This is a genomic window from Streptomyces roseoverticillatus, from assembly GCF_000719265.1.
GTDB lineage: Bacteria > Actinomycetota > Actinomycetes > Streptomycetales > Streptomycetaceae > Streptomyces > Streptomyces roseoverticillatus.
This window is the reverse complement of sequence record NZ_JOFL01000012.1, coordinates 75013-89054: the sequence shown is the minus strand read 5'-3', so window position 1 is coordinate 89054 and position 14042 is coordinate 75013. Positions and strand designations below refer to the sequence as shown.

The 14042-nt window shown below is 73.5% G+C and carries 13 protein-coding genes; 1 reads left to right on the top strand and 12 read right to left on the bottom strand.

Annotated elements, in window-relative coordinates; genetic code table 11:
- Positions 1-97: 97 nt before the first annotated feature.
- The gene (locus IF61_RS0116595; RefSeq protein WP_043189434.1) at positions 98-619 is read right to left on the bottom strand and encodes a type III secretion system chaperone family protein; all 522 of its coding nucleotides are present in this window, start codon (positions 617-619) and stop codon (positions 98-100) included.
- Positions 612-1973 carry a D-inositol-3-phosphate glycosyltransferase gene (gene mshA, locus IF61_RS0116590; protein WP_030367173.1) on the bottom strand — a complete coding sequence of 454 codons (1362 nt, stop codon included), beginning with the start codon at positions 1971-1973 and terminating at the stop codon, positions 612-614. The genes IF61_RS0116595 and mshA overlap by 8 nt, the downstream gene beginning before the upstream one ends.
- Positions 1974-2133: 160 nt before the next feature.
- Between mshA and IF61_RS0116585 the strand changes: the two genes are divergently transcribed.
- Positions 2134-2943: a class I SAM-dependent methyltransferase gene (locus IF61_RS0116585; RefSeq protein WP_030367172.1), complete on the top strand. Its 810-nt coding sequence runs from the start codon at positions 2134-2136 to the stop codon at positions 2941-2943.
- 221 nt (positions 2944-3164) lie between these two features.
- On the opposite strand, the gene IF61_RS0116580 is transcribed toward IF61_RS0116585, so the two are convergent.
- The 10 genes from IF61_RS0116580 to IF61_RS0116535 form a co-directional block, all read right to left on the bottom strand.
- On the bottom strand, positions 3165-3581 hold the full coding sequence (locus IF61_RS0116580) for an NUDIX hydrolase (RefSeq protein WP_030367171.1): 417 nt from the start codon (positions 3579-3581) through the stop codon (positions 3165-3167).
- On the bottom strand, positions 3578-4696 hold the full coding sequence (locus IF61_RS0116575) for a CHAD domain-containing protein (protein ID WP_030367170.1): 1119 nt from the start codon (positions 4694-4696) through the stop codon (positions 3578-3580). The genes IF61_RS0116580 and IF61_RS0116575 overlap by 4 nt, the downstream gene beginning before the upstream one ends.
- A 196-nt stretch (positions 4697-4892) precedes the next feature.
- On the bottom strand, positions 4893-7439 hold the full coding sequence (locus IF61_RS0116570; protein ID WP_245684528.1) for an RNA degradosome polyphosphate kinase: 2547 nt from the start codon (positions 7437-7439) through the stop codon (positions 4893-4895).
- A 168-nt stretch (positions 7440-7607) separates the two neighbouring features.
- Positions 7608-8633: an ABC transporter permease family protein gene (locus IF61_RS0116565; RefSeq protein WP_052392746.1), complete on the bottom strand. Its 1026-nt coding sequence runs from the start codon at positions 8631-8633 to the stop codon at positions 7608-7610.
- Positions 8630-9568 (bottom strand): ABC transporter ATP-binding protein, encoded by a 939-nt coding sequence (locus IF61_RS0116560; protein WP_030367167.1) that lies wholly within the window; start codon positions 9566-9568, stop codon positions 8630-8632. Before IF61_RS0116560 ends, IF61_RS0116565 begins: the two co-directional genes overlap by 4 nt.
- A gap of 61 nt (positions 9569-9629) precedes the next feature.
- Complete coding sequence (locus IF61_RS0116555) at positions 9630-10052, bottom strand: GntR family transcriptional regulator (protein ID WP_043189430.1); 423 nt, start codon at positions 10050-10052, stop codon at positions 9630-9632.
- Between the two features lie 144 nt (positions 10053-10196).
- Positions 10197-10544, bottom strand: a complete 348-nt coding sequence (locus IF61_RS0116550; RefSeq protein WP_030367165.1) for a DUF6247 family protein — start codon at positions 10542-10544, stop codon at positions 10197-10199.
- 100 nt (positions 10545-10644) lie between these two features.
- Positions 10645-11649 (bottom strand): hypothetical protein, encoded by a 1005-nt coding sequence (locus IF61_RS35895; protein ID WP_052392745.1) that lies wholly within the window; start codon positions 11647-11649, stop codon positions 10645-10647.
- A gap of 240 nt (positions 11650-11889) precedes the next feature.
- Positions 11890-12432 carry a flavoprotein gene (locus tag IF61_RS0116540; protein ID WP_030367163.1) on the bottom strand — a complete coding sequence of 181 codons (543 nt, stop codon included), beginning with the start codon at positions 12430-12432 and terminating at the stop codon, positions 11890-11892.
- Positions 12429-13676 carry a helix-turn-helix domain-containing protein gene (locus tag IF61_RS0116535; RefSeq protein ID WP_030367162.1) on the bottom strand — a complete coding sequence of 416 codons (1248 nt, stop codon included), beginning with the start codon at positions 13674-13676 and terminating at the stop codon, positions 12429-12431. Before IF61_RS0116535 ends, IF61_RS0116540 begins: the two co-directional genes overlap by 4 nt.
- Between the last annotated feature and the right edge of the window lie 366 nt (positions 13677-14042).

The following is a 14042-nucleotide window of genomic DNA, read 5'->3' as shown; positions in this document are numbered from 1 at the left end:
GGCGCGGTTCGGCACCGCCGGGCTGCGCCGTCGTAGCGTCCCGCCATTGCGGCGGGAAAACCTCCCGCCGGGCCGCCCCGGTCAGCCGGTCAGCCGGTCACGACCCTGTGGATCCGTCCCCGCCCTCCCCCTCCCGCTGATCCGACGTCAAGCGGGCGAACGCCTCCAGGTTCCGGGTCGACTCGCCGCGGGCCGTCCGCCACGCGTACTCCTTGCGGATGGCGCTGGCGAAGCCCATTTCCAGCAGCGTGTTGAAGCTGCCGTCGGCGTTCTCCAGCACCGTGCCGAGGAGCCGGTCGATCTCGTCCGGGGTGACCGCGGCCAGCGGCAGCCGGCCGACGAGGTAGATGTCACCCAGCTGGTCGATCGCGTAAGCCAGCCCGTACAGCCGGGTGTTGCGCTCCAGGAGCCAGCGGTGCACCGCCTCGTGGTTCTCGTCGGGGCGGCGCACCACGAAGGCGTTGACGGAGAGCGAGTGCTTGCCGACGACCAGGGAGACGGTCGTGGAGAGCTTGCGCGTGCCGGGCAGCTTCACCACATACGTGCCGTCGGCCGGGTTCTCCCATTCGAGCCCGGCCTCGCGGAACGTCTGCTCGATGACGGATTTCGCGTCAGACATGCGACGAGCGTAGGCGACGCCGCCGCTCGGCCATCGCCTCGGTGTACACCTCGGCCGTGGCGGCCGCGGCCGTGCCCCAGCCGAAGCGGCGCGCGTGGCGGGCCGCGGCGTCGCCCATCCGCCCGGCCAGGCCCGGCTCGTCGGCGAAGCGGCCCAGCACGGCGGCGTAGTCGGCGGGGTCGTGGCCGTCGACGAGGAAGCCGCTCTCACCGTCCCGCACGGCCACGGGCAGGCCGCCGACGGCCGCTGCGAGGACGGGCGTGCCGCAGGCCTGGGCCTCGGCGGCGACCAGTCCGAACGACTCGCTGTGGGACGGCATGACCAGGACGGACGCGGCCCGGTACCAGTCGGCGAGCTGTTCCTGGCCGACCGGGGGGCGGAAGCGGACGACGTCGGCGATGCCCAGCCGGGCGGCGAGCTTCTGCAGCCCCTCGGGCTTGGCCATGCCGCTGCCGCTGGGGCCGCCGACCACCGGCACCACGATGCGCGAGCGCAGCGCCGGCTGCCGGTCGAGGAGCTCGGCGACCGCGCGCAGCAACACGTCGGGGGCCTTGAGGGGCTGGATGCGGCCGGCGAAGAGCGGGACGAGGGCGTCGGCGGGCAGGCCGAGCCGCTCGCGGGCCGCCGCCCGCCCGTCGGCGGGACGGAAGCGGTCCAGGTTGACGCCCGGGTGGACGACGGCGACCCGGCCGGGGTCGGCGTCGTAGTGGTGGACCAGCTCCCGCGCCTCACCCTCGGTGTTGGCGATGAGCCGGTCCGCGGCGCGCACGATCTGGGTCTCGCCGATGACGCGCGTGTCGGGCTCGGGCGTGTCGCCCGCGGCCAGGGCGGCGTTCTTGACCTTGGCCATGGTGTGCATGGCGTGGACGAGGGGGACGCCCCAGCGCTCGGCGGCGAGCCAGCCGACGTGGCCGGAGAGCCAGTAGTGGGAGTGGACGAGGTCGTAGTGGCCGGGCCGGTGGCCGGCCCACGCCTGCATCACGCCGTGCGTGAACGCGCACAGCTGCGCCGGCAGCTCCTCCTTGGCCAGGCCCTCGTACGGGCCCGCGTCGATGTGCCGGACCAGGACGCCGGGCGCCAGTTCGACGGCGGGCGGGAGGGCGCCGGTGGTGGCGCGCGTGAAGATCTCGACCTCGATGTTGATCGCGGCGAGCCGCTTGGCCAGCTCCACGATGTACACGTTCATCCCGCCGGCGTCGCCGGTGCCGGGCTGGTGGAGCGGCGAGGTGTGAACGCTGAGCATCGCGATGCGGCGGGGCTTGCGGGAGGCGCCGAGGCGGCGCAGCGGGGTGCCCGCGAGGGTGCCGAGCGCGCGGCCGCGGCGGGCGCCGAGCCTGGATGCGTACTGGCTCACCGTGCGTGTCCTCCGTCAGCGTGAGGGGTGGGGGCGTGCGTCACCGTTATCAACGGTGCAACGCCGCGGGGCGGAGTCGCATTTCCGCTTTGCCAAAGAGTGACCCAGCCCTCGTCCGGCCGGTCTCCGGCCGCCCTGACCAGCGCCTACTCTCGAAGGCATGGCCGTACGCACCTCCGCTCCCCCCAGCCGCCCCGTCGGTGCGGTGACCCGGGGTACGACCAACCCGAACCGGCTGCGCCGCATGGACCGCTGGATAGCCGACGCCCACGGGCCCGCGCTGCGCCGCAGCACCGACCCGGTCGCCGTCGACCTCGGCTACGGCGCCGCGCCGTGGACCGCGGTCGAGCTGCTCGGGCGGCTGCGCACGGTGCGGGCGGACGCGTCGGTCGTCGGCATAGAGATCGAGCCCGCGCGCGTCGCGGGCGCCCAGCCGTACGCCCGGGACGGTCTGTCCTTCCGGCACGGCGGCTTCGAGATACCGCTCGACGGCGGGCGGCGGCCCGCGCTGATACGGGCGGCGAACGTGCTGCGCCAGTACGACGAGGACGACGTCACCGCCGTCTGGGACCGGCTGCGGGCGCGGCTCGCGCCGGACGGGCTGCTCGTGGAGGGCACGTGTGACGAGATAGGGCGGCGGCACGTGTGGGTCGCGATCGGCCCCGAGGGCCCGCGCACGGTCACCTTCGCGACCCGGCTCGGCTCCCTGCACACCCCGTCCGACCTGGCCGAACGCCTCCCGAAGGCGCTCATCCACCGCAATGTCCCCGGCGAGCCGGTGCACGCGTTCCTGCGCGACTTCGACCGGGCTTGGGCGGCCGCCGCGCCTTACGCCGCGCTGAGCTCGCGGCAGCGGTGGATCCGTACGGTGTCCGCGCTGCGGGTGGACTGGCCCGTGGTGGACGGCGTGCGGCGGTGGCGGCAGGGGGAGGTCACGGTGGCGTGGGAGTCCCTCGCGCCGCGGGGCTAGCGGGCGGGCTCCTACGGGTTCCGGTGGCCCCGCGTTCCGCCAGCGGCGCACGCCGCGGGGGTTTCTCGCCGTTGCGGCGGGGGAATTCCGGCGTCGCGTCAGGGGGAATTCCGGCGTGCGGCCGGCGGGATTTTCAGCCGCCGCGACGGCGTCGAGCCGCAACGTCGCAGACCGGCGGTACCGAAGCTCCCCTGCCGCCCACGGGCGTCAGTCGGCGGGCGTCAGTCGGCGGGCAGCAGTGCCATCAAGGCGTCCAGCAGTTCCCTGTCCCGGGGCTCCGTCAGCCGTTCCCTCGCCTCCCGCGGCGGGAGCCACGCCATGCGGTCGACCTCCTTGTTCGGCACGAACGTGCCTCCCGTGGCGCGCGCCGCCCAGTAGCGCACCTCCTTCGGCCGGCCGGCCGCCACGTAGCAGGCGGTGGGGAGCACCGCGCCCGGCTCGCACTCCATGCCGGTCTCCTCGCGAACCTCGCGCAGAGCGCACCACAGCGCGTCCTCGCCGCGCTTGAGCTTGCCTTTCGGATGGGACCAATCATCATATTTCGGTCGATGAACCAGGGCGATCTCCAGGTCCCCGCCCTGTCCCCGCCGCCACAGCACGCAGCCCGCCGCCAGCAGCGGCGCTTCCGGCGCCGTCATGACGGCGCCGCCACCGTGACCCGCTGCCAGATCCGCCCGAAGGCGAAGCGCGCCGCCTCCACCTCGTGGCGCTGGTCGGCGTGGAGGATGCCGAGGGCGTAGGCGGTGGCCGGGGCGATGCGGGGGGTGCGGGCCGCCGCCGCGGCGGCCGCGGCGGCCTCGGCGGCGTCGCGGTGCCGGTCGAGGGCCTGCCCGGCGCCGAGCAGGCGTACGGAGAGGGAGGGCTCGGCTTCGGTCTGGAGGTGTTCGTCGAGCACTTCCTGTGCGTACCGCCGCAGCCGTACGAGCCGCCGGACCTGGTGCCAGGGCGCGTCCTGCCGCCCCTCGGCGGGCGGCCCGTCGGGGCTCGGGGAGGCGGCGAGGCCGTGGGCGAGGGCCTCGGCGTTGTACGGGTGTCCCGCGACGGACAGCGGGAGCGCGTCGGCGGCCTCGGCCAGCCGCCGCTGGGTCTGCTCGGCGAGCCGGGGCAGGGCCTCGCGGGCGGGGATGCCGCGCGCGCCGGGGTCCAGGGGCGCCTCGGAGGCCAGCAGGGCCGCGGCATCGGCGACGGCGTGGAAGCGCGAGGTGCCGAGCGCGTGCAGGGCCGCGGAGTGGGCGCGCGTCCGGGCGAGCGTGAGCTGCCGTTCCAACAAGGCGCCGGCCCGGGCGGCCCCGACCGTCAGGCCGCTGCCCGCTCCCCCGCCGCCCTCCGCCCCGGACAGCCGGTGCAGCGCCCCCCGCAGCCGGGCGAGCCGCGCCGCGTAGGCGTGCTCCCGGCCCAGCAGCTCCGACAGCCACACCAGCTCCGTGCGGATCTGGTCCGTCCAGTCGGTGTCCGTCAGCGGGCGGTAGACGTAGAGAGCGCCGGCGATGCGCCGGGCGGAGCGGCGCAGCAGCCGGGCCGCCTCGCCCGCCTCGTCGGCGTCGGAGCCGCTCTCGCCGTGGAGGCGCAGGCTGCGCAGGAACTCCACCGCCTGGCCGTGCAGGTAGCCGGCCAGGACGTCGCCGGCGCTCGCCGCGTCGGCGGAGCCCGTGGAACCGGCGGGTCCGGCCCCGGTGGAAACAGCTGAACCGGCCGGACCGGCGGGACCGGCTGGACCGGCGGCGGTGCGCACGGCCGGGTACTTCGTCGTCATCGTGTCCTGCCCCCCGGCGGCGGTGTCCTTGAGCGCGGTAAGCGCGTCGTCGGTCGCGGCAAGCGCGTCAATATCCGTGTCCGTGCTCGTGCTCGGACTCCGGCTCGTACTCGTGCTCGGACTCCGGGTCGTGTCCGTGCTCGGACTCCGGCTCGTACTCGTACTCGTGCCCGTATCCGTGTCCGTGGGCGCCAGGTCATGGGGTCGCTGAGCCACGCCGGCGCCTCCGGGCGTCTATGAGCATCTCCTGGACGTTCCGCAGCGGCTGCCCGTCGCCGTCGGTCGCGTGCCGCGTCCAGCCGCCGTCGGGGCCGAGGTGCCAGGAGGCGGTGGTGTCGGACATGCCGGCCTCCAGCAGGCGGCTGAGCGAGGCCCGGTGCGCGGGGTCGGTGACGCGGACGAGCGTCTCGATGCGCCGGTCGAGGTTGCGGTGCATCATGTCGGCGCTGCCGAGCCACACCTCGGGCTCGCCGCCGTTGCCGAAGGCGAAGACCCGCGAGTGCTCCAGGAAGCGGCCGAGGACGCTGCGGACGCGGATGTTCTCCGAGAGGCCTGGCACGCCGGGCCGCAGGGCGCAGATGCCGCGCACCCACACGTCGACCGGCACGCCGGCGCGGGCGGCGCGGTAGAGGGCGTCGATGACGGTCTCGTCGACCATCGAGTTGACCTTGATGCGGATGGACGCGGGCCGCCCGGCGCGGTGGTGCGCGACCTCATTGGCGATCCGGGCGACGAGCCCGTCCCGCAGCGATCTGGGGGCGACGAGCAGCCGCCGGTAGGTCTCGCGGCGGGAGTAGCCGGACAGCCGGTTGAAGAGGTCGGAGAGGTCGGCGCCGACCTGCGGGTCGGCGGTGAGCAGGCCGAGGTCCTCGTACAGCCGGGCGGTCTTGGGGTGGTAGTTGCCGGTGCCGACGTGCGAGTAGCGGCGCAGGGTGTCGCCCTCCTGCCGCACGACCAGGGACAGCTTGCAGTGCGTCTTCAGGCCGACCAGCCCGTAGACGACGTGGCAGCCCGCCTCCTCCAGCTTGCGCGCCCACTTGATGTTGGCCTGCTCGTCGAAGCGCGCCTTGATCTCGACGAGGACGAGCACCTGCTTGCCCGACTCGGCCGCGTCTATCAGGGCGTCGACGATGGGCGAGTCCTCGCCGGAGGTGCGGTAGAGCGTCTGCTTGATGGCGAGGACGTCCGGGTCGGCGGCGGCCTGCTCCAGGAACGCCTGCACGGAGGTGGAGAACGAGTCGTACGGGTGGTGCAGGAGGACGTCGCGCTCGCGCAGGGCGGCGAAGATGTCGGGCGCGGAGGCCGACTCGACCTCGGCGAGGTCGCGGTGGGTGCCGGCCACGAACTTGGGGTACTTGAGCTCGGGCCGGTCCAGGGCGGCGATGCGGAAGAGCGCGGTGAGGTCGAGCGGGCCGGGCAGCGGATAGACCTCGGCGTCGGAGATCTTCAGCTCGCGGACGAGGAGGTCGAGCACGTACGGGTCGATGGTCTCCTCGACCTCCAGCCGTACGGGCGGGCCGAAGCGGCGCCGCATGAGCTCCTTCTCCAGGGCCTGCAGCAGGTTCTCGGCGTCGTCCTCCTCGACCTCCAGGTCCTCGTTGCGCGTCACGCGGAACATGTGGTGCGCGAGCACCTCCATGCCGGGGAAGAGCTCCTCCAGGTGCGCGGCGATGACGTCCTCCAGGGGGACGTAGCGCTGCGGGGACGCCTCCAGGAAGCGGGAGAGGATCGGCGGCACCTTGACCCGCGCGAAGTGGTCGTGCCCGCTGACCGGGTTGCGGACGACCACGGCCAGGTTGAGGGAGAGCCCCGAGATGTACGGGAAGGGGTGCGCGGGGTCGACGGCCAGCGGCGTCAGCACGGGGAAGATCTGCTGCCGGAAGAGGGTGAAGAGGCGGCCCTGCTCCTTGTCGGTCAGCTCGTTCCAGCGGATGAGGTGGATGCCCTCCTCGGCGAGCGCGGGGGCGACGTCCTGCTGGTAACAGGCGGCGTGCCGGGCCATGAGCTCGCGGGAGCGGGTCCAGATCAGCTCCAGCACCTCGCGGGGCTGCAGCCCGGAGGCGGAGCGGGTGGCCACGCCGGTGGCGATGCGGCGCTTGAGGCCGGCGACGCGCACCATGAAGAACTCGTCCAGGTTGCTCGCGAAGATCGCGAGGAAGTTGGCGCGTTCGAGGAGGGGCGTGGCCGGATCCTCCGCCAGCTCCAGGACGCGCTCGTTGAACGCCAGCCAGCTGCGCTCGCGGTCCAGGAAGCGGCCCTGCGGGAGGGGCCCGTCGCCCTGGGAGTCGTCGCCGGCGTCCCCCTGACCGGGCTCGCGGGCCGGGCGGGAGCCGTACCCGTCGTGGCCGTACCCGTCGTGCCCGTAGCCGTCGTCGTCGTACACGTCGTGACCGTACGGGTACGGACCGAGGTCGGCGTCCAGGTCGGGCTCCAGGCCCGGGGAGGCGGTGGGGCCGGCGACGGCGTAGGGCCGGTGCGCGGCGATGGAGCCGACGGAAGGCTGCGGGTTCCCGAACGCCTCGGCGAGGCGGTCGCCGGAGTCGGTGGTGCGGCCGTTGCGGGCACGGCGGCCGGTGACGTCGTCGCTGCGGTCGCCGTGCTGCTGGTCGTGGGCCTGTGCGCGGGACGACTGGGTCATGTTCCCATGGTGCCGCGCCGGGGGCGGGCCGGGCGCGTCGGCGGCGGGCGCGCCGGGGGCGGCGCGGAGCCTTCGAGCGGGTGCGGGGGGCACGGCGGGCTGCATTCCGCCAGGCTCGCAACCGCGGTTGAATCATGGGTAACGTCCACATGGCGTGTGGGCGTCCTGTCCGGCGGATTGCGGGCGGATCGCGGGCGGCCCTGGGCCTCGGGCCTCAGGCACCGGGCCTCGCATCAGGGGCAGAGCCGACACGTCAGGGATAGAGCCGACGCATCAGGGACAGAGCCGTCGCACGCGCCACAGCGCCCCCGCCGCGCACACGCCCGCCGCGGCCGCCACGAGCCCCGCCTGAGCCCATTCCAGGCGCCGGAAGTGGGCGGGCGGGTGGGAGTCCAGGTACCAGCCGTCCGCTCCGTGACGGGTGACGCAGCGCGAGATCCCGGCGGCCTCGATGCAGCCCGCGTCGGGGAGGCGCCCGCCCGAGGGGGTGGTCATCCCGCGCTCGTAGTGCCAGGAATCGCCGCCGTGGAGCGAGGGAGGGTAGTCCGACGACGCCGAGCGGGTCGTCGTCACCGGGTCCACCAGGTACGGGCGGACGGTGGTCAGCGGCCAGGACAGCAGCACGCACGCGAAGGCCGTGCCGGCCATGGCCGGCAGCGTGCGCTTGACCAGCAGGCCGGTGAGCGCCCCGAGCGCGGCGCCGAACAGCACGCCCGCGACGGGCGCGGGGCCGAGCGCGTCGAACGCCTCGTACCAGCGCGTGCCGTCCACCAGCAGGCCGTCGTCGAGATGCCCCACCGGCCGCCAGCTCCAGGTGAAGACCGCGGACAGCACCGAGGCCCCCACGAGCAGGGCGGCGACCGGCAGACCGAGCTTCGCGGCGAACCAGCGCAGTGGCGAGACGGACTGCGTCCACGCCACCTTGTACGTGCCGCTCTCCAGCTCACGCGCGATCACGGGACCGGCCACGAACATGCCGGCGAAGAGCGGCAGGAACTCCAGCAGGAGGACGTTGTAGCCGAGGACGTCGCCGTAGCGGAGCCTGAAGCCGTCGACGGCGGCCGTGAACGCCGCGCAGTCGCCCTCGGGGCGGCAGGGGACGGCCAGGCCGTGCTCCGCGACGTATCCGGTCATCGCGCCGCGCAGCCAGAGGAGTTCGGCGCAGAGCGCGGCGAGGACGGCGAGGGCGATCCAGGCGGCGGTGCGGTGCTGCCGCCGGACCACCCAGGTGATCCCGAGGGCCCGGGGCCGGCGTACGACGGAGGCGGCGGCAGTACGGCTGACGGTCGTGGCGCTCACGCGGCCGCCCTGAGCGCGCGGCGCGGTTCGGCGCTGGGGGCGAGGAGCGGAGGCGCGTCGGGGGCGCGGAGGTGGGCGAGAAGGAGCTCTTCGAGGGAGGGCTCGGAGGCCCGCCACTGCCCGGCGACCGGTCCGTCGGCCCGGACGAGGGCGGTCAGCTGCCGTCCCGTGGCGCGGGCCTCGACGACGGTGTGCATGGCGAACTCCCGCGGCAGGCCGGGCCCTTCGTGCCGGCCTACGAGGAGGGTGTGCGCGGCCAGCAGGTCCTCGACCTCGCCCGCGAGCCGGACCCGGCCGTCGGCTATCAGCAGCAGGTAGTCGCAGGCCCCTTCGAGCTCGGCGAGGACGTGGGAGGCGATCACGACGGTGGTGGCGTGCTCGGCGGCCTGGGCCATGAGGGCCGCCGTCATCTCGTGCCGCGCGAGCGGGTCGAGGTCGGCCATCGGCTCGTCCAGCAGCAGGACTTCGGGGCGCTTGCCGAAGGCGAGGGCCAGGGCCACGCGGGTGCGCTGGCCGCCGGAGAGGTCGCCGATGCGGGCCCCGGACGACAGCCCGCCGTCGGCGACCGTGCGCTCGGCGGCGCCCTGGTCCCAGCGGCCGGGGTTCAGCTCGCGGCCCATGCGGAGGGTGTCGGCGATCGTGAACTGCGGGTAGAGCGGCTTGTCCTGGGAGAGGTAGGCGACGCGCGGGCGCACGTCCGCGGCGCCCGGGCGGCCGCCGAAGACGGTGAGCGAGCCCTCGCTGGGGCGGCGCAGCCCCGCGGCGAGCGACAGCAGCGTGGATTTGCCCGCGCCGTTGGGCCCGACGAGGGCGCAGACCCGGCCGGCGGGCAGCCGGAAGGAGCAGTCCCGCAGCGCCCAGCGGCGCCGGAACCGCACGCCGAGGCCCACGGCCTCCAGGGCGGTCCGATCGGGTTGAAACGTCAGGCCGGTCATCCACTCCCCCTACGTTCTGCGTCGCTGCGTCCTACGTCGCTGAGCCGTACGCCGCCGCGCCCTACGTCGCTTCGCGCGCTGCTGTTCCCGTGGTCCCCGCGGGCCCGTCGAACCCCTCCTCCAGGACGGAGGCGAGCAGCGCGGACACGTCCTCCCGTTCGAGGCCGGCCTCGCGGGCGCGGTGCATCCAGTCCGCGAGCTCGGCGCGCAGCGGGGACCCGGCGGCGGCCTGCGGCCGGGCCAGCGACCGCCGCACGAACGTCCCGAGCCCCGGCCGCGCCTCGACGAGCCCCTCGCGGTCGAGCTCGCGGTAGGCCTTCAGGACGGTGTTGGGGTTGATCGCCGTGGCCGCGACGACCTCCTTGGCCGTGGGCAGCTTGTCCCCGGGCGCGAGCAGCCCCAGCCGGAGGGCCTGTTTGACCTGCTGGACGATCTGCAGGTACGTGGCGACCCCGCTGCGCCGGTCGATGCGGAACTCGACCACGCGGGCCCCTTTCACTACTTGACTAGTGAAAGGGTGCGGGACGGGACGGTGACCTGTCAAACGGGAGCCTGCGCGGCGTACGGGGAGGCCGGGAGAGCCGGCCGCGTGCTCGGGGCAACGGACTACCGGATCACTCCCAGTCGTTCACAGCCCGGCTTCCGTCTCGGCCGTCTCGCGGATGGACTGAATCTCGGCGAGCGCACCGGCGGGGTCGGCTTCTCCCTCGTCCACGATCCGCTCCAGTTCGCGGAGCCTGGCAGCGCGCTCGGGGTGACGCTCGATGGCAACGAATGCGGCCCAGGAGTGGACGAAGGCCCGCAGCGGGGCCAGGCTGCTGGTCTTCTGGGCGTTGGTGGTGGCCTCGAACAAGTGCCGCGTCAGGGCGGGGATACGACTGGGGGCGATCTTGGAGGCCGCGGCCCGTAGGGCATCGGGCGTGAGCTCCGGCATCGGGATCAGCGGGCCGTGGGGGCCGCTCAGCTGTTCACTCACGTTCGTCCTCCAGGGCGCGGCAGGCTCCGGACTGCACCGTACCGGCTCGTGGGCCGTGAAAGGGCGCGGGACGGGGCGCGGCCTGTCAAACGGGAGCTGCTCACCGCCTAGGCGCCGCCCCGCGCAGGGCCGCCCGGACGGCGCCCGCTCCCCGGAGCGCCGCTGCGGGGGCCGTCGTGTCGGCCGCGGCCGTGGCACGGCAGCACTCCCGGCACAAGGTCTCGTCCGCCAAGGGCCGGAACAGCCGCGGCTGGACATGATCGCCCTCGCACTCCCGCATCCCGGCCACCCGGGACGGCGCCGAGCCGCCGGCCCGCGGCTCCGAAGCCCGCTGCTCGGCGAACGTCGGGACCTGCGGCATCTTACGGACCAGCCTGTCCCGGATCAGGCCCGCCGGGTAGTGCACCACCCGGGGGAGATGGGCGGTCAGCGCCTCCCGGAAATCCGCCATCGAGACGCCCCGCAGGAACCACTCCCCCGCCAGTGGCGCCAGCCGTGCCACGTCCGGCGCGGACAATCGCAGCCGCCGTTCGCTGCGGACGACCGCGGCGAGCGCGCGGGCGCCGCGCTCGGCCAGGGGCGCGGGGGGCCGCTCGGGGGGCTCGGGCGGCGCCTCGGGCACCTCCTCGGGCACCTCCTCGGGCACCTCCTCCGGCGCTTCCTCGGCCGCCGGGGAGGGAGGGTGGAAGTTGTTCTCACCGTTGTTGTCTTCGGGGTAACGGCCGACGGCCCGACCGGTCGGCTCACCGGCGGCCGGTAAACCGCCCGTCGGTGGCCGCCCGCCGTCCCGTACGGCCAGCGCTTCCTCTACGGACAGCGGCACGCTCGACACCAGCTGCGTGGTCGACCACCGCCCGCCCTCACCCTGGAGCCGCCACTCGTGCAGGTAACCCTCGCCCAGGAGTTGGCGCTTCGCCCGAAGGAACGCAATCTTCTTGATCCCCGCGCGCTCCGCGGTCTTCGACAGCGGTTCGTTCGCACCGTCCGGCAGCGATAACTGCCAGGTCAGGAGGCGGACGGCGTCGGAGGACAGCCGGGGGTGGCGGAGGATTTCGTTGGAGACCTGCGTGAAGAAGGACGCAGGAGGGATAGCATGCTTAAGCATCTTGAAGAGGAGTCCTATGCTCCTTGCGGGTGCAGGCCCCCGAGTTGGTGTTCTCAGCACCACCGGGGGCCGCCTCGTTTCCGTACGAGGCAACCCGATGTGCGCACGCTAACCCGTAAACGCATACGAACACGCCACGGCGGTCAACTACCGCCCCCACCGGGTGAATAGCGCACATTACCGAGCCGGTCGGCCGGTCCGATGCCCTACGCTGCCCGCTCCTCCACGGCTGGTGACCAGCTATGCCGGGAGGGCTTCCACGGCGGCCCGCCACGGGTACGCGCCCGCGTCACCCTGCCTCGGCCGGTGCGGTACGAACCCGCCCTCGCCGAGCAGCACGGTGACACCGGCATTCCGCAGGGTCTCGACGCTGCGGGCAACAGCCGGATGCCTTCCCTGGGCGTCGTTCCAGTGCGGAAGCGCGACGATGGGGACGCCAAGGCCGATGCCCTCGGTGATGAGCCCCAGAGCAAGGGTGTCGCTGATCCCGGCTGCCCATTTGTTGAGGGTGTTGGCGGTAAGAGGGGCGACGAGCATCGCGTCGGGGGCAGGTAGGACATCCTCCTGCGACGGCAACTTGTATTGGTGGCGGACGGGATGACCGGTCAGCTCGCGCAGCCGGTCGATCTCCCCTTCGGCGTCCTCGACGGCCCAGCGGTAGGCCGACGGAGTGAGGATCAGGCAGACGTCCCAGCCGGCGGCCTGCGCGGCGCGGATGCCGACATCAACCCGGGGTGCGGGCCCTGCGGCACAAGAGATCAGATACAGCGTCCTGTTCGTCATCCCGGCAGTCCACAACGTCCGGCCAGCGCCCGCAAGCGCCCCTCGGCCGCCCCGGCGCCGAGAAGCCGCAAATCCTCGACGAGCGCGTGGGAGTGCGGACGGCAGCGGACCTCCTCAGGCGCCTCCTGCTCCGCCTCCAGAAGCGTGTTCACCGCCTCTTCCCGGAGGCCGGCCTGGGTGTAGCCACGGGCGAGGTCGGCGAGGTGGTGGGCACGGCGCTCGCGCGGAAGGGCTGCCCGAGCCGGGTCGGGGATGCCCTGCGCAACGGCCACCGCCTCGGCCCCCTGAGACAGACGGACGTGCGCGGCGACCCGGTAGAGGCGGACGTTGGTCGGCCCGAAAGCGGTCCAGACTGCGTTGCCGTCATTGCCCAGCTGCTCGGCATGTTCCTCTGCCTGGTCGAGCAAGGAGGGCACGGCCGCAGCTGCCGACGCGGAGTCGCGGTCGGCGGATTCACCGGCCGCGGCGAGCGCCATCGCCGCTTTGAGGTACAGCATGCCGAGCACACTCAGCCCATCCGATCCCCGGACGAGGAGTTCTGCCTCCAATCGGTCGGCCGCGGCCACCGCGAACGCAGCGGCCGCTCGCGCTTGCCCATGGTGGGTCATTGCATCTACGAGGTGCCGTGCCGCCGAGGCCATGATGACCGGCGCACCTGACCGTTCGGCCGCTGCGACCGCCTGATGTCCGGCCAGCCACGCCAAGGCTCCGTCACCGTACTTCACGGCCACGGCCTCGGCCAGCTCCAGAGTCAGTGACAGCACGCCATAGGCGGCGAGTTGCTCATTCCCTTCATACCGAGCAGCTGCAAGGTTCGCATCGGCCAGAAGCTCCGGGACCAGACGTCCCAGGCTCGCGAAGTGCCCCGATTGAAACGCCGCGCGGCCGTAGGCCAGGTTCCGGCGCAGCACCTCAACAGTCAGGGGCTCCCGACCGTCGTCCGCGCAGGTGCCGGTGATGACATCGTGGCGTTGGAGAACCTCTCTGATCGCCTCGATCTCCTCCGCGTCGGCGCACGCGCCGCCACCGACGGCCACGTCGGACAACAAGAGTTCCAGCGGGACTCGCAGCACTTGGGCCGCGCGCTCGACCACCGACAGCCTCGGGTCCTGCTGCCGCTGACCGCCTTCGAGATCTTGTACCCAGCGGCGTGACTGGCCCATGAGCGCGCCGAAGTCGGTCTGCGTCAGGTTCCTACGACCACGCCAGTAGGCGATGCGCCGACCGATGCCCCTCGTATCCATCCGACCCTCGCGATTCAGGTCCGCAACGCACGCGATCCGCGTGCCTACGCACCGTTATAGCGCCTCTACGGTGCAAGTGCTCGGGACCGCGCAATCGCTTCGCGGGCATGGCCGATACCGACAAGGAGCGCCAGCAATGCACGACCTCTTCACCCGCCCCCACGGCTGCGAGGTGCGCCGATGACCGCCTCCGATCACTACGCCGATCAAGCGCCCCGGACGGGCACGTTCGTAGTGGACACCCGCTGGGGCAAAGTCGGTCAGGTGATGGGCCACGAGGGCCCGCGGCTCCAACTCCGTCCGCCGCTCGGCGGGTGCGAGTGGGAAGCCGCCCCGGAGGTCGTACGGCCCGCGTCGGACGCGGAG